This is a genomic window from Streptomyces sp. MB09-01 (genome assembly GCF_033794505.1).
In the GTDB taxonomy this organism is placed as follows: Bacteria; Actinomycetota; Actinomycetes; order Streptomycetales; family Streptomycetaceae; genus Streptomyces.
In genome coordinates, this window is sequence record NZ_JARAYQ010000124.1 from 1 (window position 1) to 23,650 (window position 23,650).

The 23,650-nt window shown below is 72.7% G+C and carries 20 protein-coding genes; 12 read left to right on the forward strand and 8 right to left on the reverse strand.

Features of this window, described 5'->3' with window-relative positions; genetic code table 11:
* The 7 genes from PV721_RS24415 to PV721_RS24445 form a co-directional block, all read left to right on the forward strand.
* Nucleotides 1–585: MFS transporter (locus PV721_RS24415; protein ID WP_323806083.1), on the forward strand; the 585-nt coding region annotated here is incomplete at its 5' end.
* 9 nt (nucleotides 586–594) lie between these two features.
* The gene (locus PV721_RS24420; protein ID WP_319727741.1) at nucleotides 595–1,518 is read left to right on the forward strand and encodes an SDR family oxidoreductase; all 924 of its coding nucleotides are present in this window, start codon (nucleotides 595–597) and stop codon (nucleotides 1,516–1,518) included.
* Nucleotides 1,519–1,626: 108 nt separating this feature from the next.
* On the forward strand, nucleotides 1,627–2,424 hold the full coding sequence (locus tag PV721_RS24425; protein ID WP_319727743.1) for a 3-hydroxybutyrate dehydrogenase: 798 nt from the start codon (nucleotides 1,627–1,629) through the stop codon (nucleotides 2,422–2,424).
* 174 nt (nucleotides 2,425–2,598) lie between these two features.
* The gene (locus PV721_RS24430; RefSeq protein WP_319727744.1) at nucleotides 2,599–4,950 is read left to right on the forward strand and encodes an Orn/Lys/Arg decarboxylase N-terminal domain-containing protein; all 2,352 of its coding nucleotides are present in this window, start codon (nucleotides 2,599–2,601) and stop codon (nucleotides 4,948–4,950) included.
* A 28-nt stretch (nucleotides 4,951–4,978) separates the two neighbouring features.
* The gene (locus PV721_RS24435) at nucleotides 4,979–5,431 is read left to right on the forward strand and encodes a hypothetical protein (protein ID WP_319727745.1); all 453 of its coding nucleotides are present in this window, start codon (nucleotides 4,979–4,981) and stop codon (nucleotides 5,429–5,431) included.
* A 142-nt stretch (nucleotides 5,432–5,573) separates the two neighbouring features.
* Nucleotides 5,574–6,956 carry an MFS transporter gene (locus PV721_RS24440; RefSeq protein WP_319727747.1) on the forward strand — a complete coding sequence of 461 codons (1,383 nt, stop codon included), beginning with the start codon at nucleotides 5,574–5,576 and terminating at the stop codon, nucleotides 6,954–6,956.
* Nucleotides 6,957–6,963: 7 nt separating this feature from the next.
* Entirely contained in the window at nucleotides 6,964–8,868 is a 1,905-nt protein-coding gene (locus PV721_RS24445) for a helix-turn-helix domain-containing protein (protein WP_319727749.1), read from the forward strand.
* A gap of 15 nt (nucleotides 8,869–8,883) precedes the next feature.
* On the opposite strand, the gene PV721_RS24450 is transcribed toward PV721_RS24445, so the two are convergent.
* Nucleotides 8,884–9,657, reverse strand: a complete 774-nt coding sequence (locus tag PV721_RS24450; protein ID WP_319727751.1) for a TetR/AcrR family transcriptional regulator — start codon at nucleotides 9,655–9,657, stop codon at nucleotides 8,884–8,886.
* Between the two features lie 102 nt (nucleotides 9,658–9,759).
* Between PV721_RS24450 and PV721_RS24455 the strand changes: the two genes are divergently transcribed.
* Entirely contained in the window at nucleotides 9,760–12,027 is a 2,268-nt protein-coding gene (locus PV721_RS24455; RefSeq protein WP_319727752.1) for an excinuclease ABC subunit UvrA, read from the forward strand.
* 70 nt (nucleotides 12,028–12,097) lie between these two features.
* Nucleotides 12,098–12,859, forward strand: a complete 762-nt coding sequence (locus PV721_RS24460) for a TetR/AcrR family transcriptional regulator (RefSeq protein WP_319727753.1) — start codon at nucleotides 12,098–12,100, stop codon at nucleotides 12,857–12,859.
* Here PV721_RS24460 and PV721_RS24465 read toward each other — a convergent pair.
* Nucleotides 12,846–13,943 carry an enoyl-CoA hydratase/isomerase family protein gene (locus tag PV721_RS24465; RefSeq protein ID WP_319727754.1) on the reverse strand — a complete coding sequence of 366 codons (1,098 nt, stop codon included), beginning with the start codon at nucleotides 13,941–13,943 and terminating at the stop codon, nucleotides 12,846–12,848. The two genes, PV721_RS24460 and PV721_RS24465, sit on opposite strands and share 14 nt — an antisense overlap.
* Before the next feature lie 36 nt (nucleotides 13,944–13,979).
* Between PV721_RS24465 and PV721_RS24470 the strand changes: the two genes are divergently transcribed.
* A complete protein-coding gene (locus tag PV721_RS24470; protein ID WP_319727756.1) occupies nucleotides 13,980–14,543 on the forward strand; it encodes a dihydrofolate reductase family protein in 564 nt (187 codons plus the stop codon).
* A gap of 120 nt (nucleotides 14,544–14,663) precedes the next feature.
* On the opposite strand, the gene PV721_RS24475 is transcribed toward PV721_RS24470, so the two are convergent.
* Nucleotides 14,664–14,888 (reverse strand): hypothetical protein, encoded by a 225-nt coding sequence (locus PV721_RS24475; protein ID WP_319727759.1) that lies wholly within the window; start codon nucleotides 14,886–14,888, stop codon nucleotides 14,664–14,666.
* A gap of 258 nt (nucleotides 14,889–15,146) precedes the next feature.
* Nucleotides 15,147–15,737, reverse strand: coding sequence for a DUF6434 domain-containing protein (locus PV721_RS24480; protein ID WP_319727760.1), 591 nt, complete (start codon nucleotides 15,735–15,737; stop codon nucleotides 15,147–15,149).
* A gap of 91 nt (nucleotides 15,738–15,828) precedes the next feature.
* Between PV721_RS24480 and PV721_RS24485 the strand changes: the two genes are divergently transcribed.
* The gene (locus tag PV721_RS24485; protein ID WP_319727762.1) at nucleotides 15,829–16,416 is read left to right on the forward strand and encodes an isochorismatase family protein; all 588 of its coding nucleotides are present in this window, start codon (nucleotides 15,829–15,831) and stop codon (nucleotides 16,414–16,416) included.
* A 106-nt stretch (nucleotides 16,417–16,522) separates the two neighbouring features.
* Nucleotides 16,523–18,472, forward strand: coding sequence for a CASTOR/POLLUX-related putative ion channel (locus PV721_RS24490; RefSeq protein WP_319727763.1), 1,950 nt, complete (start codon nucleotides 16,523–16,525; stop codon nucleotides 18,470–18,472).
* A 41-nt stretch (nucleotides 18,473–18,513) separates the two neighbouring features.
* On the opposite strand, the gene PV721_RS24495 is transcribed toward PV721_RS24490, so the two are convergent.
* The 4 genes from PV721_RS24495 to PV721_RS24510 form a co-directional block, all read right to left on the reverse strand.
* Nucleotides 18,514–20,478 (reverse strand): flavin monoamine oxidase family protein, encoded by a 1,965-nt coding sequence (locus PV721_RS24495; protein ID WP_319727765.1) that lies wholly within the window; start codon nucleotides 20,476–20,478, stop codon nucleotides 18,514–18,516.
* A gap of 144 nt (nucleotides 20,479–20,622) precedes the next feature.
* Nucleotides 20,623–21,351 (reverse strand): carbonic anhydrase, encoded by a 729-nt coding sequence (locus PV721_RS24500; RefSeq protein WP_319727766.1) that lies wholly within the window; start codon nucleotides 21,349–21,351, stop codon nucleotides 20,623–20,625.
* 152 nt (nucleotides 21,352–21,503) lie between these two features.
* On the reverse strand, nucleotides 21,504–23,339 hold the full coding sequence (locus PV721_RS24505) for an ABC transporter ATP-binding protein (RefSeq protein ID WP_319727769.1): 1,836 nt from the start codon (nucleotides 23,337–23,339) through the stop codon (nucleotides 21,504–21,506).
* Between the two features lie 81 nt (nucleotides 23,340–23,420).
* Nucleotides 23,421–23,650 (reverse strand): cytochrome P450 (locus tag PV721_RS24510; protein WP_319727770.1); only part of this gene is annotated, 230 nt, incomplete at its 5' end.

Consider the following 23,650-nt stretch of genomic DNA (forward strand, 5'->3'; position numbering starts at 1 on the left):
CCCGTACGCACCCTGCTACGGCTCTCCGGCCTGCGGCGGCTGTGCCTGACGGCCGCCGTCCTCGGCCTGTTCACCGTCGGCGACGCCTTCCTCTACCTGCTGCTCCAGCGCCGGCTCGACCTGCCGGCCGCGTACTTCCCGCTGCTGCCCGTGGGCACGGCGGCCGTGTTCCTGCTGGCCGCGCTGCCCGTGGGCCGGCTCGCCGACCGGCTGGGGCGCCACCGGGTCTTCCTCGGCGGGCACGCCCTGCTGCTCGGCGCCTGCCTGCTGCTCCTGGCCCCGGTACCGGCCGGGGCGCCGCTGGTCGTGGGCGTGCTCGCCCTGCTCGGCCTGTTCTACGCGGCCACCGACGGGGTGCTGATGGCCGCCGCCGGGCCGCTGCTCCCGGCCGGGCTGCGCACCACCGGGCTCGCGGCGCTCCAAACCGCGCAGGCGCTGGCCCGGTTCGCGGGTTCCCTGCTCTTCGGGGCGGCCTGGACCCTGTGGGGGCCGGGCCAGGCCCTGGGCCTGGCGGCGGGCGGGCTGCTGCTGTCCCTGGCGGCGGTCGCCGTGTCCGGAGGGCACAGGACGGGGCAGCCGTCGTAGGGTCGGCCCATGCCGGAAACACAGCGGACTCTCGAAGGCAGGGTGGCCCTCGTGGCCGGGGCGACGCGGGGCGCGGGCCGCGGCATCGCGGTCCAACTGGGCGCACAGGGCGCGACGGTGTACGTGTCCGGGCGGAGCACCGCCGGCCGCCGCTCGGAGTACGACCGCCCCGAGACGATCGAGGAGACCGCCGAGCTGGTCACGGCGGCGGGCGGCAAGGGCATCGCGGTGGTCGCGGACCATCTGGTGCCGGCCGAGGTGGAGTCGCTGGTGCGGCGGATCGACACCGAGCAGGGCCGGCTCGACGTCCTGGTCAACGACGTCTGGGGCGGGGAGCGGCTCTTCGAGTGGGACAGCACGGTCTGGGAGCACGACCTGGACAACGGTCTGCGGCTCATGCGGCTGGCGGTGGAGACCCACGCCGTCACCAGCCATTTCGCGCTGCCGCTCATGCTGCGCGAGCCGGGCGGCCTGGTGGTGGAGATGACGGACGGCACGGCCGAGTACAACGCGAGCCGCTACCGGGTCTCCTTCTTCTACGACATCGCCAAGTCCTCGGTCCTGCGCATGGCGTTCGCGCTGGGGCACGAACTGGGGCCGCGCGGGGTCACGGCGGTGGCGCTGACCCCGGGCTGGCTGCGCTCGGAGATGATGCTGGACAACTTCGGGGTGACGGAGGAGAACTGGCGGGACGCACTGGCCCAGGTCCCGCACTTCGCCATCTCCGAGACCCCCTCGTACGTGGGCCGGGCGGTCGCGGCGCTCGCCGCGGACCCGGAGGTGGCGCGCTGGAACGGGCAGTCCCTCTCGAGCGGGCAGCTCGCGCGCGTCTACGGCTTCACGGACCTCGACGGCAGCCGCCCGGACGCCTGGCGCTACATGGTCGAGGTCCAGGACCCGGACCGCCCGGCGGACGCCACCGGCTACCGCTAGGGGGTGCCGGGCCCCGGACCGGCATGGCGCCGGGCCACACCGCCCCGCGTCCCGCTGTGGCGGTCGCACACATGGGATGTCCGGGGATCCGTCTCTAGCGTTCCGGCCATGACGAGCCAATTTCGCGCAACTCCCGGATCCTTCGCGCACGGTGCCGGCGGCGCGGACCTCTCGGGGCGCACCGCCCTGGTGACCGGGGGTGCCAGCGGTATCGGGCGGGCCTGTGCGCAGGCGCTGGCGGAAGCCGGGGCCCTGGTGCACGTGGTGGACGTCGACGCCGAGGCGGCCAGGGCCGTGGCCGCGGCCGTCGACGGCCGTCCGCACGCCGTGGACCTCGCCGACCCGGACGCGGTGCGTGCGCTCCCGGGCGAGGTCGACATCCTGGTCAACAGCGCCGGGCTGCAGCACGTGGCGCCCATCGAGCACTTCCCGCCGGCCCGGTTCGAGCTGATCCAGAAGGTGATGGTCACCGCACCGTTCCTGCTGATCCGGCAGTGCCTGCCGCACATGTACGCGGGCGGCTGGGGACGTGTGGTGAACATCTCCAGCGTGCACGGCCTGCGGGCCAGCCCCTTCAAGTCCGCCTACGTCGCGGCCAAGCACGGCCTGGAGGGGCTGAGCAAGGTCACCGCCCTCGAGGGCGCCCCGCACGGGGTGACCAGCAACTGCATCAACCCCGGCTACGTGCGCACCCCACTGGTCGAGCACCAGATCGCCTCGCAGGCCGCCGCCCACCGCATCGCCCCCGAGGACGTCGTCACGGACGTACTGCTGGAACGCACCGCGATCAAGCGGCTGATCGAACCGGAAGAGGTGGCCGCGGTGGCGGTGTGGCTCTGCGGTCCGCTCACGGGCTACATCACCGGCGCCTCCCTCCCCGTCGACGGCGGCTGGGGCGCGCACTGACGCTCCCGGGGCGGGGAGGGCGGATGGGCCAGCGGCGACCGATCGGCAACGGCGGCTCGCCGCCACGCCCACCTGCGGGTGAACCCCGGTCGAAGATCGGCGGGGCCGCCCCGGCACCGGGAGACTGTGCATCGGTACGGGCGGCCGTACCCCTGGGCACGGGGAGCGGAAGCGATGGCCAACGGCACGGTCCTACTGGCACTGCGGGAGAACCCGATGGGCGGCGGCGTCAGCGCCGAGCAGCTGCGGCGCATCGGCAAGGAGCTGGAGAACAGGGGCCTGGAGCTGCGCTGGGCGCCGAGTGCGCGCGACGCGCGGGCCGCCCTGCAGACCGAGGCCGGTCTCGCGGCGGCCGTGGTCGCCTGGGACCTGCCGCGTACGGCGGGGGGCGCGGGCGAGGAGGGCGGCGGCGGGGAGGTCCTGCGGCACATCGGCCGGCGGTTCAAGGACCTGCCGGTCTTCCTGGTGATGGCGGACGACTCCGACAACGACCTGGAGCGGTTGCCGCTGTGGGTCTCGGAGACGGTGGTCGGCTACATCTGGCCGCTGGAGGACACGCCGTCCTTCATCGCGGGCCGCGTCGCGACGGCGTCCCGCGGGTACCACCGGGATCTCCTGCCGCCGTTCTTCGGGGCCCTGCGCCGGTTCGAGGACTCCCACGAGTACTCCTGGCACACGCCGGCCCATTCCGGTGGGGTCGCGTTCCTCAAGTCCCCGGCCGGGCGGGCGTTCTTCGACTACTACGGGGAGCGGCTGTTCCGCACCGACCTGTCGATCTCGGTCGGGGAGCTCGGGTCGCTGTTCGAACACAGTGGTCCGATCGGCGAGGCCGAACGCAACGCCGCCCGTGTCTTCGGCGCCGACCGCACCTATTTCGTGCTGCACGGCGATTCCACCGCGGACCGGATGGTCGGCCAGTACTGCGTGACGGACGACGAGATCGCGCTGGTGGACCGCAACTGCCACAAGTCGGTGCTGCACGGACTCGTGATCTCCGGGGCGCGCCCCGTCTACCTGGTGCCGACCCGCAACGGCTACGGGCTCGCCGGCCCCTTGCCGCCCGCCGTGACCGACCCGGCGGCGGTGGCCGAGCGGATCGCCGCGAACCCGCTCACCGGCGGGGCCCTCTCCCCCGCGGCCCAGTACGCGGTGGTCACCAACTCCACGTACGACGGCCTCTGCTACGACACCGTCGCGGCGGCACGCGCGTTCGCCCCGAGCACGCCGCGCCTGCACTTCGACGAGGCCTGGTTCGCGTACGCCCGCTTCCATCCGCTGTACGCGGGCCGCTACGGCATGGCCGTCGGACCGGACACCTTCCCGGACCCCCTCCCGGACGACGAGGGGGCGGCGCCGGCCCGTCCCACGGTCTTCGCGACCCAGTCGACGCACAAGCTGCTGGCCGCCCTCTCCCAGTGCGCGATGGTCCACGTCCGGTCTGCGCCGCGGGCCCCGGTCGAACACGAGCGGTTCAACGAGGCGTTCATGATGCACGGCACGACCTCGCCGCTGTATCCGGCGATCGCCTCCCTGGACGTGGCCGCCGCCATGATGGACGGCCCGCAGGGCCAGTGGCTGATCGACGAGGCCGTGACCGAGGCGATCCGCTTCCGTCAGGCCGTGGTCCGGACCGGGCGGCGCATCTCCGCGGCCGGGGACCGGCCGGACTGGTTCTTCGGCGTGTGGCAGCCCGAGTCGGTCACCGATCCGGCGACGGGTGCACGCATCCCGTTCGCGGACGCACCGGCGTCCCTGCTCAGCCGCGAGCCCTCCTGCTGGCATCTGGAACCGGGCGCCGACTGGCACGGCTTCGCCGGGCTGAGCGAGGGCTACTGCCTGCTGGACCCGGTGAAGGTCACCTTGACCTGCCCCGGGGTCACGGCCACCGGCGAGACCGGTGACCGGGGCATCCCCGCGCGGATCCTCACCGCGTATCTGGCGGCACGCGGGATCGTCGTGGAGAAGACCGACAGCTACACCACGCTGATCCTGTTCTCGATGGGCATCACCAAGGGCAAGTGGGGCACCCTGATGGACGCCCTCATGGACTTCAAGGCCCTCTACGACGCGGACGCCCCGCTGGACCGGGTCCTGCCGGACCTGGTCGAGCGGTTCCCGCGCCGCTACGGCCGCACCACCCTGGGCGGTCTGTGCCGGCAGATGCACGAACACCTCACCCGCGCCGAGCTGATCGACGCCCTCGACGCGGCCTTCCAGGAACTCCCGGAGCCGGTGGCCCCGCCACGCCACTGCTATCAGTTGCTGGTCCGGGGCGGCACCGAGCGCGTCCGGCTGGCCGAGGCGGCCGGGCGGGTCGCGGCGGCGATGGTGACCGTCACCCCGCCGGGGATCCCCGTACTGATGCCCGGGGAGTCCACCGGGACGCCGGACGGGCCGCTGCTGCGCTACCTGCGCGCGCTGGAGGCCTTCGACCGGGCCTTCCCCGGATTCCACAGCGAGGCCCACGGGGTGACCGTGGATCCGGAGAACGGCGATTATCTGATCGAATGTGTCCGGACGCGGTGACGTAGCGACAAGAGGAGAGGCGGCAGGCATGAGCACCCCGCACGTGGAGACCCGGTCAGTCGTACCGAGAGCGTGCGGAGCGGCCGTCACCGGTGCGGTTCTGGCCTACGGCGCCGTGCTCTTCTTCTCCTGGGTCGAGCACCACGACGCCCGGGCCTGCGAGACGACGGACGGCCTCTGCTGGACCTGGTGGGACTGGGCGGCCGTCCCGGTGGCCCTGACGGCCGCCCTCGCAGTCCTGATGATCGTCTACGGGCGGCTGGGCATCGGGCCCCGGCTCGCCGTCGTCCTGCCGACGGTCGTGCTCGGGGCCCTCCCCCTCGCCGCCGCGCAGGCGACGGCCGGCTGGTGGGCTGCCGCCCTCGCAGGTGGGGCGTGGTCGTGCTCCCTGGCGCTGGCCGCGTGGGGCCGCTACCGGATCCCGGGGCTCTCGGCCGCGGCTGCCCTCCTCCTTGCCTCCCTCGTCGCGCTGTACCGCTGAGCCGGTCGCTCGTACCTGTGTGGAGGTCGCGTACATCGGGGTGGGGGTGATTGTGGTGACGGGCCACATATGCCGGTGACCTGCGGACTCCTACGTTGTGGCCACACAAGGCGTCCCCCCGGACCTTCTGGAAGTGGTGCACATGGTCTCCCCCGCAACGGCTCCGCAGGCAAGTTCGGGCATCCGCAGGATCGTCGCCGCCAGTCTCGTCGGAACCACCATCGAGTGGTACGACTTCTTCCTCTACGGCTCGGCGGCCGCACTGGTGTTCAACACGCTCTTCTTCCCCTCCAGTGACCCGCTGGTGGGAACCCTGCTGGCCTTCCTGACGTACGCGGTCGGGTTCGCGGCCCGGCCGCTCGGCGGAGTCGTGTTCGGCCACTTCGGCGACAGGATCGGCCGCAAGAAGCTGCTGGTGCTCAGCCTGCTGATGATGGGCGGAGCCACCTTCGCGATGGGCCTGCTGCCGACCCACGCCTCCATCGGCGTCGGCGCCCCCGTCCTGCTGACCGTGCTGCGCCTGGTCCAGGGCTTCGCACTGGGCGGCGAGTGGGGCGGCGCGGTCCTGCTGGTGTCCGAGCACGGCGGCGACAAGAGCCGCGGCTTCTGGGCCTCCTGGCCGCAGGCGGGCGCTCCCGGCGGCAACCTGCTCGCCACCGGTGTCCTGGCGCTGCTCGCCGCGGTCCAGTCCGACGAGGCCTTCCTCGCCTGGGGTTGGCGCATCCCGTTCCTGCTCTCCGGAGTGCTGGTCGTCATCGGCCTGTGGATCCGCATCTCGGTCACCGAGTCCCCGGTCTTCCTCGAAGCCCGGGAGAAGGCCGCCGAGCAGGCGGCGGCGGGCGTCAAGGACGAGCCCCCGGTCGTCGAGGTGTTCCGCAAGAGCTGGCGCGAGGTGCTCACCGCGATGGGCACGCGCTTCGGCGAGAACATCTCCTACTACGTCCTCACCGCGTTCCTGCTCGTCTACGTCACCGTCCACCTGCAGCTCCCGAAGAGCGAGGCGCTCAACGCGGTGCTGATCGGCTCCGCGGTCCACTTCGTCACCATCCCGATGTGGGGGGCGCTCTCGGACCGCCTCGGCCGCCGGCCGGTCACCCTGATCGGCGCGCTCGGCATGGCCGGCTGGGCGTTCGCCTTCTTCGCCCTGCTGGACTCCCGCTCCTTCCCGGCCATCGCGTTCGCGGTCACCGTCGGCCTGCTGTTCCACGGCGCGATGTACGGCCCGCAGGCCGCCTTCATCTCCGAGATGTTCGACACCAGGGTCCGCTACTCCGGCGCATCGATGGGCTCCCAGCTCGCCTCCATCATCGGCGGCGCCCTCGCCCCGATCATCGCGGTGGAACTGCTGAAGGACTACGGGACGTCCACCCCGGTCTCCCTCTACCTCTGCCTCGCGGCGCTCGTCACCGCCGTGACCGTCTGGGCGGCCAAGGAGACCCGCGGCCGCGACCTCGCCGAGGACGGCCTGCCCTCCGCCGCGGAGCGGGGCCACGGCCGCCGGGACTCCGAGCCGATCGCCGGCTGATCCCCGTATGCTCCCCGCCGTGACACCACCAGGCACCCAGCACTCCCACACCGCCGTGCGCCGGCTGCTCGACCTGCTGGCGGAGGGGGCGCCGGCCGAGGACTACGGCCGCCCCTCCGCCGAGGCCCGGGAAGCCGGCGCCCCGGCGGGCGAGCTGGCCGACATCGCCGAGGCCACCGGCGTGGCGTTGCGCATCCGGCGGACCCTCAGCCAGCACCGCCGGCGCGAGGCGGAGCTGACGGCGCTGTTCGACACGGCGAGCGACCTGGCCGCGTTGCGCGATCTGGACGCGGTGCTGCGGGCGATCGTGCACCGGGCCAAGCTGTTGCTCGGCACCGACGTCACCTATCTCTCCCTCAACGACGAGGCCGCCGGCGATACGTACATGAGGGTCACGGACGGGTCGGTCGCCGCCGCGTTCCAGCAGGTGAGGCTCGGCATGGGCGAGGGGCTCGGCGGCCTGGTGGCCCAGACCGCCCGCCCCTACGCCACGGACGACTACCAGGCCGACTCCCGCTTCCACCACACGTCCGCCATCGACGGCGCGGTCAGGCAGGAGGGGCTGCGGGCGATCCTGGGCGTGCCCCTGCGCGTCGGCGCCCGGATCATCGGCGTGCTGTACGCGGCGGACCGCGCCCCCCGGGAGTTCTCCCCGGAAGAGGTGGCGCTGCTCTCCTCGCTGGCCGACCACGCCGCCATCGCGATCGACGGGGCCCGGCTGCTGGAGGAGACCCGGGCCGCCCTGGCCGACCTCAACTCGGCGTCCGAGACCATCCGGGCCCACAGCGCGGACGTGCGCCGCGCGGAGCAGGCCCACGACCAGCTCACCGACCTCGTCCTGCGCGGGGGCGGTGCCGACGACGTGGCAGCCGCCATCGCCGCGATCCTGGACGGCGCGATCGTCATCCACGACTCCCACGGTTCCGAGCTCGCCCGTGCCGGAACCGGGCCCGTGCCCCCGCCCGCCCCGGCCGTGGAGGCCTCCCGGGCCAGCGGCCGGGCCGTCGCGCAGGACGGGACCTGGGTGTGCGCGGTACTGGCCGGACCGGAGCTGCTCGGCAGCATCGCCCTGACCGGGCGCACCGGCCTGCCGGACACCGATCGGCTGCTGTTCGAGCGCGCGAGCGTCGTCACCGCGCTGCTGCTGTTGCTGCGCCGGTCCGTGGCGGAGACCGAGGACCGGGTACGCGGAGAACTCCTCACCGACCTCCTCGCGGCGACCACGGACCCGAGTGCCCTGACGGCCAGGGCGCAGCGGCTGGGGGTGGACCTGTCCCGGCGGCACTCCGTCCTCGTCATGCACGGTGACGTGGCGTCACGCCACCGCCTCCTCGCGGCGGCCGCCCGCAGCGGTGTGGCGCGCGGCGCCCTCGCCGGGCTCCATCACGACCACGTGGTGCTCGTCGCTCCGGTGGAGGCGCCCGGTCCGACGGCCAGGGCGCTCGCGGCCGAGCTGAGTCAGGCCGTGGGTTCCGCGGTCACCGTCGGCGCCGCGGGTCCGGCCACGGGCCCCCCGGGGCTGTCCGCCGCGCACGGTGAGGCCCACCGCTGTCTGTCCGCCCTGCGGGCCCTGGGCCACACCGGGCGGGGCGGGGCCCTGTCCGACCTCGGCTTCGTCGGCGTGCTCCTCGGCGGTCAGGCCGATCTGCTCGGATACGTACGGAACACGCTCGGTCCGCTGCTCGACTACGACGCCCGGCGCGGCACGGACCTGGTCCACACCCTGGACGCGTACTTCGCGCAGGGCTCGAGCCTCACCCGGACGAGGGCGGCGCTGCACGTCCACGTCAACACCGTCGTGCAGCGCCTGGACCGGGTCGGCCGCCTCCTCGGCGAGGACTGGAACTCCCCTGCGCGCACCCTCGAAATACAGCTCGCGCTGCGGCTGCACCGCCTCACGCACGCACTCTGAGGGGACCAGAGGGGACTACGGGGCGCCTCCGGGGCCGGGCCGGGAGTCGATCAGGCGGGCCAGTCCGTCCAGGACGCACTGGAGGCCGAAGGCCCAGATCGTCTCCGGGCGGTATCCGCCGACCGCGCTGCCGACACGGCCGGCGAGCGGGTAGCGCTCCGGATCCAGGGCCCGCTCCAGCAGGGGTGCGCTGACGGCCCACCAGTCCTCCTGGCTCTGCCGGCTGTTGTGGGCGGCGTCGTCGGCGGCGGCCAGGGCGTTGGCGTGGACGAAGCCGAGGAGGTGGGTGAGGGCGGCGTCCATCTCTACGTCGGTGAGACCGATGCCCTCGAAGGCCGCGAGCTCGTACTCGTACTTCCCGATCACTCCGGGACCCAGTGGGGGGCGGGTGACCGCCAGGTCCGCGATCCAGGGGTGCCGGGCGTAGAGGTCCCGGTTGTCGTCGGCGACGCGGGCGACCCGCACCCGCCAGGGCTCGTCCGGGTCCACCGACCGGCGGTCCATGTGGCCGTAGGCCGCGTCCAGCATGAGGTCGAGCAGTTCGGCCTTGCCGGGGACGTACGTGTAGAGGGTCATCGGCGTCACGCGCAGGCGCTGGGCCAGCGCCCGCATGGTCAGCGCGGCCAGCCCCTCCTCGTCGGCGAGGGCGGTCGCGGCGCGGACCACGGCGTCCACGCTGAGGCCCTGCCGCGGGCCGCGGCGCACGGGCTGCGCCGGCTGCCCGGGCTCGCGCCACAGCAGTTCCAAGGTGCGGACGGGGTCGCCCGCCCCGCTCCGGTCCTTCGCCATGTCCGGTCCCTCCGCACGGTCGCCCACTCGGGCATTAACTCACTACGATGTATAGAGTACAGTGTAGAGAGTAAGCTCGTGACCCGCCACCCGAGGAGTTCCGTGCAGAACGCCGCCGACAGTCACCAGGTCATCCAGGTCCGCGGAGCGCGGGAGAACAACCTGGCGGACATATCGCTCGACATCCCCAAGCGCCGTCTCACCGTCTTCACCGGCGTCTCCGGCTCCGGGAAGTCCTCGCTCGTCTTCGGCACCATCGCCGCCGAGTCGCAGCGGATGATCAACGAGACGTACACCGCCTTCGTCCAGTCCTTCATGCCGAGCCTGGGCCGGCCGGACGTGGACGGGCTGCACAACCTGAGCGCCGCCATCGTCGTCGACCAGGAGCGGATGGGCGCGAACTCCCGCTCCACCGTGGGCACCGTGACCGATGCCTACACCATGCTGCGGATCGTCTTCTCCCGCCTCGGCTCGCCCCACATCGGCACGTCGAGCGCCTTCAGCTTCAACACCCCCGACGGCATGTGCCCGCGCTGCGAGGGCGTCGGCCAGGTCTCCGACATCGACGTGGACCAGCTGGTCGACCGGGAACTCTCCCTCGACGAAGGCGCGATCACCGTCCCGGGCTGCGCCGTGGACTCCTGGTACTGGCAGGTCATGGCCAACTCCGGCTTCTACTCCGCCGGGACGAAGCTGAAGGACTTCTCCGAGCAGGAGTGGGCCGACCTGCTGCACAAGGAGCCGGTGAAGGTGAAGGTCGGCCCCAACAACTTCACCTACGAGGGCCTGATCACCAAGATCACCCGGACGTACCTGTCCAAGGACCGCGAGTCGATGCAGCCCCACATCCGGGCCTTCGTGGACCGCGCCGTCGTCTTCGCGGACTGTCCGGACTGCGGCGGCACCCGACTCTCCGCCGCAGCGCTCTCCTCCCGCATCGACGGGGTGAACATCGCCGACTGCGCGTCGATGCAGATCAGCGAGCTCGCCGCGTTCGTCCGCCGGATCGACGACCCGGGCGTGGCCCCGCTGCTCGCCGGCCTGGGGGACCTGCTCGACTCCCTCGTCGAGATCGGCCTCGGATATCTCAGCCTGGACCGACCCTCCGGCACCCTCTCCGGCGGCGAGGCCCAGCGCGTCAAGATGGTGCGCCACCTGGGGTCCTCGCTCACGGACATCACGTACGTCTTCGACGAGCCGACCACCGGACTGCATCCGCACGACGTCCGGCGCATGAACGACCTGCTGCTGCGGCTGCGCGACAAGGGCAACACCGTGCTCGTGGTGGAGCACAAGCCCGAGGTCATCGCGATCGCCGACCACGTCGTCGATCTCGGCCCCGGCGCGGGCACGGCCGGCGGGCAGCTCTGCTACAGCGGGGACGTGGCCGGACTGCGCGCCTCGGGCACCCTCACCGGCCGCCACCTCGGGCACCGGGCGCGACTGCGGGAGTCGGTGCGCACCCCGCGCGGGCACCTGTCGGTCAAGGGGGCGGACCTGCACAACCTGAAGGACGTCAGCGTGGAGGTGCCGCTCGGGGTGCTGGCGGTGGTGACGGGGGTCGCGGGCTCCGGGAAGAGCTCGCTGATCCACGGCTACCTGGCCGGACGGGACGGGGTGGTGGTGGCCGACCAGTCGGCGATCCGCGGCTCGCGCCGGTCCAACCCGGCCACGTACACCGGACTGCTGAACCCGATCCGGACCGCCTTCGCCAAGGCCAACGGGGTCAAGCCGGCGCTGTTCAGCGCGAATTCGGAGGGCGCCTGCCCGAAGTGCAACGGCCTCGGGCTGGTCTACACGGACCTGGCGATGATGGCCGGGGTGGCCTCGGTCTGCGAGGAGTGCGAGGGCCGGCGGTTCACCCCGGAGGTGCTGACGTACGAGCTCCGCGGCAAGAACATCAGCGAGGTGCTGAACATGCCGGTCGCGGAGGCGCACGCCTTCTTCCCCGGCGGCCAGGCGCGGGCGATCCTGGGACGACTGGTCGACGTCGGCCTGTCGTACCTGCGGCTCGGCCAGCCGCTCAACACCCTGTCGGGCGGCGAGCGGCAGCGGCTCAAGCTCGCCATCAACATGGCGGAGAAGGCCTCGACCTACATCCTGGACGAGCCGACGACCGGTCTGCACATGGCCGATGTCGACAAGCTGCTGGCCCTGTTGGACCGGCTCGTCGACGGCGGGAACTCGGTGATCGTCATCGAGCACCACCAGGCGGTGATGGCGCACGCCGACTGGCTGATCGACATCGGTCCGGGCGGCGGGCACGCCGGCGGCGAGGTCGTCTTCGAAGGCACTCCGGCGGCCCTGGTGGCCGGGGCGGACACGCTGACCGCCCGCCACCTGCGGGAGTACGTCTCCGTCCCCGGGTAGGGTAAGAGGTGCATCGAGAACGCCGTACGCGCAACGCGTACGGCGTTCGCACGTGCGCTAGGGTGGTGGCATGCCAGCCGATGAGAAGCAGCAGAGTCCCGGCGCGTCCGCCGCCTCCCCGGTCCCCTCCGTCTGGACCCGCCCGCGCCGCAAGGAGCAGCCGCCGGCGCTCAGCCGGGACCAGATCGTCACGGCGGCCGTGCGCCTGCTCGACGCGGAGGGCATCGAGGCGCTGAGCATGCGCAAGCTCGGGACCGGGATGGGAGCGGCGGCCACCTCCCTGTACCGGCACGTGGCCAACAAGGACGAGCTCATCGAACTGGTCGTGGACGAGGTCTACGGCGAGCTGGAGGTGCCGGAGATCACCGATCCCGGGGCGTGGCGCGAGGCCCTCGCGCGCAGCGGTCACAGCCTGCGCGACATGGTCCTGCGCCACCCCTGGGTGGCCTCCGTCCTCGGCCAGGTCGGACTGGCGTACCTGGGACCGAACCTGATGCGGCTTTCGGAGCGGATGCTGAGGCTGGCACGGGCGGCCGGCTTCCCGCCCGCCGAGGCGGAGCTCGCGATGAAGGCCGTCATCTCCTACGTCATCGGCGCCACCACGAGCGAGGCCTCCTACCTCTCCCTGCTCGCCCGCAGCGGGAAGAGCGAGGCCGAGTGGCTGGAGTCGTTGCTGCCCGCGGCCCAGGAGGCCCTGGAGGAGCACCCGTTGACGCACGACCACGCCGCGGCGAAGCGCGGCATCGACCCGGCGCGGATGCGCGAGGAGAACTTCGACTACGGACTCCAGCGGGTCCTGGACGGCCTGGAGGCACGGCTCAGCCGCGGCTGACGTCCCCCTGCGGAAGGCGCAGTTCGCGGCCCTCGCCGAGCGGGGCGAAGAACCGCTCCACGTCCGCGCCGGTGACCTCGGCCAGGGTGGGCGGGGACCAGCGCGGACGCCGGTCCTTGTCGACGACCTGGGCGCGGATGCCCTCCACCAGGTCGGGCGAGCCCAGCCCGTTGCAGGAGACCCGGAACTCCTGGGCCAGCACCCGCTCCAGCGTGCCGAGGCCGGCGGCCCGGCGCATGGCGGCGAGGGTGACCTTCAGTGCCGTCGGGGACTTGGCCAGGATCGTCTCGGCGGCCTCCTTGGCGGCCGGCTCGCCCTGGCCGAGCAGCCGCTCCACGATCTCCTCGACGCTGTCCGCCGCGTAGCAGTGGTCGATCCAGGGCCGCCGGCCGGCGAGTTCACCGGGCGGGGGCGTGGCGGCGTACCGCGGCAGCACCTCGTGGACGGGGGCGTCGGCGAGCGCGGCGGTCAGTTCCGGCAGCCGGGCGGCGGGGACGAAGTGGTCGGCGAGCCCGCAGAGCAGAGCGTCGGCGGCGCCCACTGCGGAGCCGGTGAGGGCGAGATGGGTGCCGAGCCGGCCGGGGGCGCGGCCGAGGAGCCAGGTGCCGCCGACGTCGGGGACGAAGCCGATGCCGGTTTCGGGCATGGCGACGCGGGAGGTCTCGGTGACGATCCGGACGGTGCCGTGGGCCGAGACGCCGACGCCGCCGCCCATCACGATGCCGTCCATGAGGGCCACGTACGGCTTGGGGTAGCGGGCGATGCGCGCGTTGAGCCGGTACTCGTCGCGCCAGAAGTCCGCCGAGGCCGTGGTGCCGGCCTTGGCGTCGTCGTGGATGGCCCGGATGTCCCCGCCCGCGCACAGCCCGCGCTCCCCGGCCCCGCGGATCAGGACCTGGTGGACGGCAGGATCCTCCGCCCAGGCGGCGAGCGCCTCGTCGATCCGCAGCACCATGGGGTGGGTGAGGGAATTGAGGGCCTTGGGGCGGTTGAGGGTGACCACGCCCGTCCGGCCCCCGGTGTGGAGCAGGACCGTGCTGTCGGTGGTGCCGGAGTTCCCGGCGGTGTCGTCTTCGCTCTTCACAGCGATCAGTATGTCCGCGGCGTAGGGTCGGCAGGTATGCGGAAGATCATTCTCATGGCGGGGGTGTCCCTCGACGGGTACATCGAGGGCCCCGAACGGCAGATCGACTGGCACGTCGTCGACGACGAGCTCCACCAGTACCTCAACGACCTGCTCCGCCCGGCGGGCGCCTTCCTGAGCGGCCGCGTCACGCACCAGCTGATGGCGGACTACTGGCCGACGGCCGACGCCGACCCGGCGGCCGGCGGGCCCGAGGTCGAATTCGCCGGAATCTGGCGGGCCATGCCCAAGTACGTCTACTCGCGGACCCTGCGGGAGGCCGACTGGAACACCACGGTGGTGCGGGACGTCGTACCGGCGGAGGTCGCCGCGCTCAAGGCCGCCCCCGGCGGCGACCTGGTCCTGAGCGGGGCGGACCTCGCCGCGTCGTTCCTGCGCCACGACCTGGTGGACGCCTACCGGATCCTCGTGCACCCGGTGCGGATCGGTCGCGGCAAACCGCTCTTCCCACCCGTCGACGGCGGCCCGGTGCCCCTGCGGCTGGAGCAGACCCACACCTTCGGCAACGGCGTCGTGCTCCTGCACTACGGCCGCCCGTAGGCGGCCCTGGAGTCCTGGCTCGTACGGTCTTCTCGCAGGCGTCGTAGAGCTGCCGGGCGAGCGCCGCCTGGTCCTCGGCGAGCTCGGGCCGGCGTCCACCGCCCGGCTCCGCCGCTGCGGTCACTCCCGCTGTCCCCGCATCGTCACCAGCCGGTGCAGCACCTCGGAATCCAATGCCGGGTTCGCCGCGGCCGCGTGGGCCGGCTCCTCGTCGTCGAGGAGTTCCGTCAGCCGGGACTGCGGAAGATTCGGGTGGCGTGCCAGCGCGGCTCGCACGGCAGGGTCCGGGTCCCTGGTGAGCCGCTCCACGGTGGCCGTCGCGGTCTGGGGGTCGCGGGCGGCCAAGGCGCGGACCTCGGGGTCGTCGTGGTCGGCGAAGGCGGACAGGCCGGCGGTGGGGAAGTCCGGCCGGGTGGTGAGGTGCGCACGCTCGCGTCCGTCGTACTCCAGGGAGCTGCGCAGGAGCGGTGAAGCCGGGGCGTCCGGGTGGTTCTGGGGTGCTGGATCGACATGGGGGTGCGGGCGAAGAACGCGCGAGTGCGGGCAGACCGGGCACGATCGTGCAGCGGTGCCTGCCTGTAGGGGCCTCGGGGTCCTTCCACGTCAGTCGCGGGGGCGGGACCGGTGGGCACGCCAGGCGGCCAGGGCCTCGGCCCGGGCTCCGTCGGGATGCCGGGCGTGCCAGTCACGCAGGAAGCGGTTGAACTCGAACTGGGCACCCACCTCCCGGGGTTCGGCCGCCTGCGCGCGGGTGGCGTGCCAGTGGGCGACGGCCTCGGCGAGGGTGTGCCCCGCGTGCCGGGCGACGTACTCCCGCATGAACCCGTCGAAGTGGAAGGCGGGACCGATCTCCCGTACGAAGTACTCCCGCAGCACCTGGCTGCACCGCTGTCCTTGCGGGATCACGGTGGAGCCGTCGACGGGGGCGGTGAGCTGGCGCCCGGCGCGGCGAGGGGCGGGGGCGGCGGGTACGGGAAGGCCGTCGAGCGCGGCGGCGATCCGGGCCGTGACGGCGGCCTTGCCGCCCCCTGCCGGCAGGCCCATCCGGCGCGCCAGCGCGCTCAGTTCGGCCAGCGTCCAGTACCAGCGCAGCAGTTCCGCCCGGTCAGCGTCGCTGTCAGGGCCGGCCGGAGTCCCCCTGTATTCGTACTCATGTTCCCATCTTAAGGGCGCGGGGCGGCGGACGGTGAACACGGCGGCGGAGCCATGGAGTCGGTCCGCAGGTTCCCTTCGATGCCCCTTATCTTCAGAGATGTCCAGTCCAGTCGCCCCCGACGGAGGCCCCATGACCGACGACCCGAACCGCCTCACCCTCGGCGAGGACACGGCCCTGGTCCTCATCGACCTCCAGACGGGCATCCTGGGCATGCCCATCGCCCGGCCCGCCCCCGAGATGCTCAAGAAGGGCATCGCGCTCGCCGAGGCGTTCCGCGCCCACCGGCTGCCCGTGGTCCTGGTCAAGGTGGCCTGGTCCCCCGACGGCGGCGATCTGCCCACGGCCAACGTCGACCGCCCCGGTCCGGCCGCCGCCCCGCCGCCCGCGTTCTCCGAGATCCCCGCGGAACTCGCCGCCCTCGGCGACACGGTCGTCACCAAACGGCACTGGGGCGCCTTCACCGGTACCGAGCTCGACCTCCAGCTGCGCCGCCGGGGCATCCACCGCATCGTCCTGGCCGGCATCTCCACCAGCGCGGGGGTCGAGTCCACCGCCCGTACGGCGTGGGAACTCAGCTACGACCTGGTCTTCGCGGAGGACGCGACCGCCGACACGGACCCGGACTCCCACGCCCACACCTTCGGCAAGATCTTCCCGCGCATCGGCAAGGTCAGCACCACCGACGAGATCATCGCGGCTCTGGGGCCCCCTTCCTAGGCCGGCGCCGGCGGGGCGCCGTGCGGGCCCGCTCCGATGCCGAGGGGCAAACCCGTAACCGGGAGGACTCCCGCGGGTTAGCAGCGCGGAAGACGAGGGAGTCCGCATGGCACAGCAGCACACGAAGTCCCTGCGACTGCGCCTGCGGTACCGGTTCGACAATCTGGTGGCAGGGGGCACCGCCGCGCTGATCGGCTGGCTCGCCCTGGCCTGCCTCGCCGTCGTGATCCCGGCGAGCACGGTGCTCGTCTGGGCCGACCGCGGCGCTCCGGCGACCCTCTCCGGCCGCCTCACCGCCGTGTGGGTCAGCGTCGGGCAGACGCTCAAGATCGGCGGCGCGGTCGGCTCCCCCGTCTACGTGCTGGCTTCGGTGACGCTCGCCCTGGTCGCGCTGCTGTTCGTGTCCACCCTGGTCAGCCTGATCACCACCGGCATCAACCAGCGGATCATGTCGCTGCGCCGCGGCCACTCCACCGTCCTGGAGGCGGGGCACACCGTCGTCCTCGGCTGGTCCGATCAGGTCTTTCCCGTGATCGGGGAGCTCGTGGCCGCCAACGCCAACCAGCGCAGGTCGGCCGTCGCCGTGCTCGCCCCGAAGGACAAGGTGGAGATGGAGGACGAGATCTCCGCCTTCCTCACGGATGCCGGTACCGGTGCCGTCACGGGCACGACGAGGATCGTCTGCCGCAGCGGCCGCACCACCGATCCCACGGTGCTGGCCCGGGTGAGCCCGCAGACCGCGAAGGCCGTGCTCGTCCTGCCGCCGGCCGGGGAGGCGGGCGACGCCCACGTGGTGAAGACCCTGCTCGCCCTCGACGCGGCGGTTCCCGGGTCCGGTGACGCGGTGGTGGTCGCCGCCGTCCGCGACACCCGCAACCACCTCACCGCCCGGCTGGCGGCCGGGCCCGGCGGGCACGTGCTGTGCGTCGACGACATCATCGCGCGGCTCCTCGTACAGACCGCCCGCCAGCCCGGACTCTCCCTCGTCTACCAGGAGTTGCTCGACTTCGAAGGCGACGAGTTCTACACCGCCGCCCCCGGGGGTCTCGCCGGACGCACCTTCGGCGAGGCCCTTCTGGCGTTCACCACGTCCTCGGTGGTCGGTCTGCTGCGCGCCGACGGCGTCGTCGTCCTCAACCCGGATCCCGGTACGGCGATCGACGCCGGCGACCGGATCGTCGTCATCTCCGAGGACGACGACACCGCCGTGCCGCAGGACGCGGCCGCCTGGGTCGACGAGGACGCGATCGTGACGGCCCGCCCGAGGACACCGCAGCCCGAACGCCTGCTCCTCCTGGGCTGGAACCGCCGCGCCCCGCTCGTCCTGGACCAGCTCGACCAGTTCGTGAGCCCCGGCACCACCCTGGACGTGGTGGCTCTCGGCGGCAAAACGACCCTGCACGCCACCTCCGAGATCGCCGGGGCGCGCAGCCGCCTCGAAGTGTCCTTCCACGGCGGGGACATCACCGATCCCGAGGTCCTGGCGAAGCTGGACGTGCCCTCCTACGACAGCGTGATCGTCATCGGCGAAGCGGCGGGGCCCTGGACAGGAGCCGCCGACCCCAACGACACCGGCACCGACACCGACGCCGGGACGGACGACCGCACCCTGGTCACGCTGCTGCACCTGCGGGCGATCGGGGAGGCCGCACAGCAGGAGCTCTCCCTCACCACCGAGATGTCGGACGACGGCAACCGGCTGCTGGCCCCCGCCAGGGAGGGCGCCGACTTCATCGTGAGCGGCCGGCTCATCAGTCTCCTCATGACCCAGATCTCGGAGAGCCGCCACCTGGCCGACGTGTTCGAGGAGCTCTTCCGGGCGGAGGGGAACGAGCTGTACCTGAAGCCGGTCGCGGACTACGTCCGGACCGGCCGCGAGGTGCCGTTCGCCACCCTCGTCGAGTCGGCGCGCCGCCGCGGTGAATGCGCGGTCGGCTACCGGCTGCGCGCGCAGGCCGGCACGGGCCCCGGCTTCGGGGTCCTGCTCAATCCCGACAAGCGGCAGCGGGTCCGCTTCGACGAGCACGACTGGCTGATCGTGCTCGCCGAGAGCTGAGCACCCCCGGGCCGGGGCCCGAGGGCTCTTCGTACGGTCCCTCAGGGCGCCGTGTGGACCTCCAGGGCGGTCCGTACCGCGGATTCCAGGGCTCCCTCGATCCACGCCGGCTTGATGGAGGTGTGGCAGCCGGCGAAGTGCAGGTTCCCTTCGGCCTTGCGGACGTGGGGGAAGAGCTCGGTGTGCTGCCCGGGCAGCAGGACGGAGGCCTCGCCGTACGCGTACGGGTCGCGCATCCAGGACTGGGTGCGTCCGACGCCGGTGTAGAACACCTCGATCCGCTGCCCGAAGACCTCCTGGACCCCGGCGAGCGCCCGCGGGTAGCGCTCCGCGTCGTCCAGCGAGTCCCACTTCAGGGCGTCGTCCGACCAGCTGTAGGAGGCGAGCACCACACCGCCCGGGCTGCCCTCGACGGGGTGGGAGGGCTGGAACATGAACCGGTTGGGGTTGTCGGTGGCCGAGCCGCCGCCGATGACCCCGGCCGCCTCGGGCTGGTCGCGGGTGGTGGCGCGGCAGGCGGCGTAGTGGGCGCGCTGGGCTTCGGAGATGTGGCCCTTGGGTACGGAGGGATGGGCGCCCAGCAGGATCCCGTCGGCCGGGGTCCGCCCGACCTGGTAGTTCCGGTACAGGCCCGGCTTCACCGACTCCAGCTCGCGCTTCCAGTCGGCCTCGTCGAACTCCCACCAGCGGCGGCTGAATTCCAGCAGCACCTTGGTGGCCGCGTCGTAGTGCAGTTCGGTGATCGCGCGGCGCTTGCCGTAGGAGAGGGCGGGGGCGACCGGGATGTGCCGCAGCCCGGAGAAGGGGACGGTGATGATGGCGGTGTCACCGGTGAAGGTCTCGCGCTGCACGGCGCCGCCGCGGCCCTCGGAGACCGTGTCGACGGTGACCTTGCCCTCCCCGTGCGTGATCCGGGTGGCTCGGCGGTCGAGCCGTACGACGTCCTCGACCCGGGCGTAGAGCGCGTCGGCCAAGGTGGCGGTTCCGTCGGGCAGTTCGAAGAAGGCGGTGTCCGGGCTGATCAGCGAGGCCCCGATGAAGCTGTGGATGAAGGCGAGGTGCAGCCGGGAGGTGAGGTTCTCGACGGTTCCGATCAGGTCGATCGTCCGCTCGTCGAGCTTCGCCTCCTCGGTCAGGTAGCGGTACATGGACATGTGGCCGTAGCGCTGGATGACGCGGGCCCAGCCCTCGACGAGCGCCTTGTCCTTCCTGCCCTCGATCTCCTTGCGCACGGGGGCGAAGGCGTTGCGCACGATCTGCGCGGCCGGCAGCGACTCGTAGGCCGCGGGGACGCCGAAGGAGCGGTTGAGGGCCTGCGGGCTGCGCGCGTAGTCGGCGCGGCGGACGCGGATGCCGTTGACGAAGATCCACGTGCGGTAGGCGGGGCGGCCGGAGCCGTCGACGTCGACCAGGTGGAAGCGCCGGCGCTTCAGGCCGAGGCTGTCGATCAGCCCGGTGACCAGCGGGTGGCTGTCGGGGATGCGCATGGCGCCGGCCTCGGCGTACTGCTTGGGGTCGGCGAAGGCGGCGGCGGACTTCTCGTGGCCGCCGGTGCGGAAGGTCTTGATCCGGCCGCCCACCCGGTTGCCGTTGGCCTCGATGACGGTGACCTCGTGGCCGGCCTCGCGCAGCAGGTGGGCGGCGGTGAGCCCGGCCGGCCCGGCGCCCACGACGAGCACCTTCTTGCGGCTGCGGGACCGGGGCAGGCCGGTCTTCAGGAGGATGTCCGCGTAACGGGGTACCAGGGGCTGGTCGTCCTCGTCCCGTACGAGGATCGCCCGGGCGATGGTCAGGCAGGTGGCCCAGTCGGGGCGTGCGGAGCCGGAGGCGGCCTGCGGGGTCCCGGCGGACGCGGCGGCGACGGTGAGCGCGCCGGCGCCCGCGACGGCGGCGGCGCCCGCGATGACGGTACGGCGGGAGGGGCGCTGCCCGGACACGGGGGCGGGCGCCGCCGTCGGGACGGACCCGTCCGCGGGGTCGGGCGTGGGGGGAGGCTCGATGATCATGGGTCAACTCTCGTCGCCCGCCCACCGCTTGATCACCGAAAGCGGCCCGGGCGGGAAACAATCACCCGGACGTGCGGCGCGGTCAACCCAAAGCTGACGAACAGGCTTTCGTGTGCGGAACGGCGGCCGTCGGCCGGCGGCCGGTCAGCGGATCCCGCGCACCCGCAGGCTCGTGAGCTCGTACCGGGCCCCGACGACGGCCAGCCTCCCGGCCGTGATCCTGGCCGCCAGCTCGGGTTCGGCCCCCAGCCGCGAGCTCACCAGGCGCACGTTCGCCGTGATCGCCGCGTCGATCCGGGCCGCCCCCCGGAGCCTGCGGTCGATCGCCGGATGGATCTGGTCGACGAGGTACTGCATGTGGCCCGGGAGCGGCGGTCCCCCTTCGTGGGCCCGGACGGCCGCGGCGACGGCCCCGCACGACTGGTGCCCCAGGACCACGATCAGCGGGATGTCGAGTTCGAGGACCCCGTAGGCGATGCTGCCGAGCACCGCCTCGTCCAGGACCTCGCCCGCCGACCGCACGGTCAGCAGGTCACCGAGGCCCTGGTCGAAGACCAGCTCCGGGGGGACGCGGGAATCGACGCAGCCGAGGACGACGGCGAACGGGTGCTGCCCGCCCACCAGCGTCCGCCGCACCGTCCGCGTCTGGTCGGGATGCCGCTCGTGATAGGTGCGCCAGCGCGCGTTCCCCGCCACCAGGGCGCCGAGCGCGGTCTCGGGCGAGGTCGGCCGCAACGCCGCCGCTCCCGCGGCGCGGACGGCCCCCGGGGTCCCGCGGGCACCCGACCCCAGCCCGGCAGCCACGGCCACCGCACCGGTCAGCGCCGCCCGGACCACCCGGCGCCGTCCCGGGGCCTCGTGCCGATCAGACATGCCGGATCCCGTCGCCCGCCGTTCCTGACCCTTCACACGCGGGTCCAGTCTCGGCGCGCCCGTACGGTGCCGCAATCGGGGGCCGGGCTTTCATTCGTGTGGCTCAGTGGAGGTCGGTCCGGCCGGTGGAGGCCGGTGCGGGTCGGCCGGGGTCAGTGCAGGTCGGTCCGCGCGGGGATGTCGTCGAGGAAGCCGCCCGACTGGTGCTGCCACAGCTTCGCGTAGGCCCCCTCCGAGGCGAGCAGTTCCTGGTGCGTGCCCTGCTCGACGATCCGTCCGCCGTCGAGGACGACGAGCTGGTCCATGCCGGCGACGGTGCTCAGCCGGTGCGCGACCACGAGCGCCGTCCGCCCCTCCATGAGCCGCCACAGCGCTTCCTGGACGAGGATCTCGCTCTCGGAGTCCAGGGCGCTGGTCGCCTCGTCGAGCAGCAGGATCGGCGCGTCGCGCAGGATCGCCCTGGCGAGGGCGACCCGCTGGCGCTGTCCGCCCGAGAGCTTGACTCCGCGCTCGCCCACCATGGTGTCGAAACCGTCCACGAGCCCCTCGGCGAACTCCGTGACGTGCGCCGCCTCCGCCGCGCGGCGGATCTCGGCCTCGGTGGCGTCCGGCCGGGCGAACGCGATGTTCTCCCGCAGCGTGCGGTGGAACATCGCCGGGTCCTGCGGCACGTACGCGATCAGGCTGCGCAGGTCGACCTGGGACAGCCGGCTGATGTCCTGCCCGCCGATCAGGATCCGGCCGGCGTCGACGTCGGTCATCCGCAGCAGCAGCCGGGTGAGGGTGGTCTTGCCACCTCCCGACCGGCCGACGAGCCCGGTCTTCGACCCGCTGGGCACGGCCAGGTCGAGGCGGTCGAAGAGCGGCTTCCCGCCCCCGTGGGCGAAGGTCACCCGCTCGAAGCGGACGTCGGCGGCCCCGGCGGGCCGCAGTGGTTCCGGCGACACCGGGTCGAGCACGGTCGGCGGTGTCAGCAGCAGTTCGGTGAACTGCGCGGCCTCCGTCATCGAGCTCTCCAGGCGGCGGTAGATCTGGTTGAACTCGAACATGATGCGGGTGGCGCTGGAGTAGTAGGCGAAGGCGACCACGACCGCCTCCACGCCGCGGCCGCTGGCGGCGAGCGCGATGGCCAGCAGCAGGCCCAGCGCGTTGGTCAGGACGGACATCGGGGCGACGATGGTGTCGATGCGCAGATTGCCGTAGTCCCAGGAACGCAGGGTGAGCCGCCGCGACTCCGCGACCCGCGAGCGGTGTTCGGCGGCCTCGCGGTCCTCGGCGGCGAACGCCCGGACCGTGTCGATGTTCATCAGGCTGTCGGCGACGTGGCCCGAGACCCGGGCGATCGCCGCCTCCCGCTGGACGACGAGCGCCTGGCGGCGGCGGATCAGGGGGGCCACGCACAGCGCCGTCAGGACGATCGGCACCAACAGGGCGACCACCAGCAGTGGTTCGTAGTGCCACAGCACCACCGAACCGAAGATCAGCGGTACGAACCTGCCCACCAGCGAGAACGTCAGCGTGTCGACGAACTCCTCGAAGCGCGAGGCGAAGCTGAGCACCCGCTTGGTCAGGGACCCGGCGAAGTTGTCGTGGAAGAACGCGGCGTCCTTGGCGAACAGCTCGTCCATCCCGATCACGTACAGCTGCTCGATGCCGCGGGCGTCGAGGCGGTTGAGGCAGTGGAGTCCGAGGCGCCACGTCCCTTCCGCGAGCAGCAGGACGGCGGCGAAGCCGAGGACGTAGGGCAGCATCGGGCCGATGTCGAAGCCGGAGCCCGTGCCGGTCCCGCCGCCCTCGGCGACGCGTGCGACGAGCTTGGCGACGACCAGCGGCGCGATGTAGTCGATGCCGATGTTGCCCAGCGCCGGGAGCAGCATCGCGGGAACCGTCAGCCACTTGAGGCGGGCCAGCTCCCGTCCGTAATAACGAAGGGCGAGGAGCACCGGGCCCCTGCCCGGCGAACCTTTGCGTGATTCAGGCAATTCCATCCCAACCCTGCTTTGCCGGACCTACAGGACAGGATTGGCAGTCTCCCGCGACGGCACCCGCGCAGTCCAAGCGTTTTTCGCCTAACCGCCCGCCAGCACCGCGGGGGTCGGGCCGTCGGGGCGGACCGTGATGCCGTACGCGGCCTTGGCCGGGAGGGAACGGAAGCGCGGGACGTGCGCGGGCAGCAGGTGCTCCAGGAGGACGGTCGACTCGCGGAGGGCGAACTGCAGGCCCAGGCAGGCCCGGGGCCCGATGCCGAAGGGGAGGTAGCTCCCCGGGTGGGCGGGGCGGCGGCCGGGGGTGGTGAAGC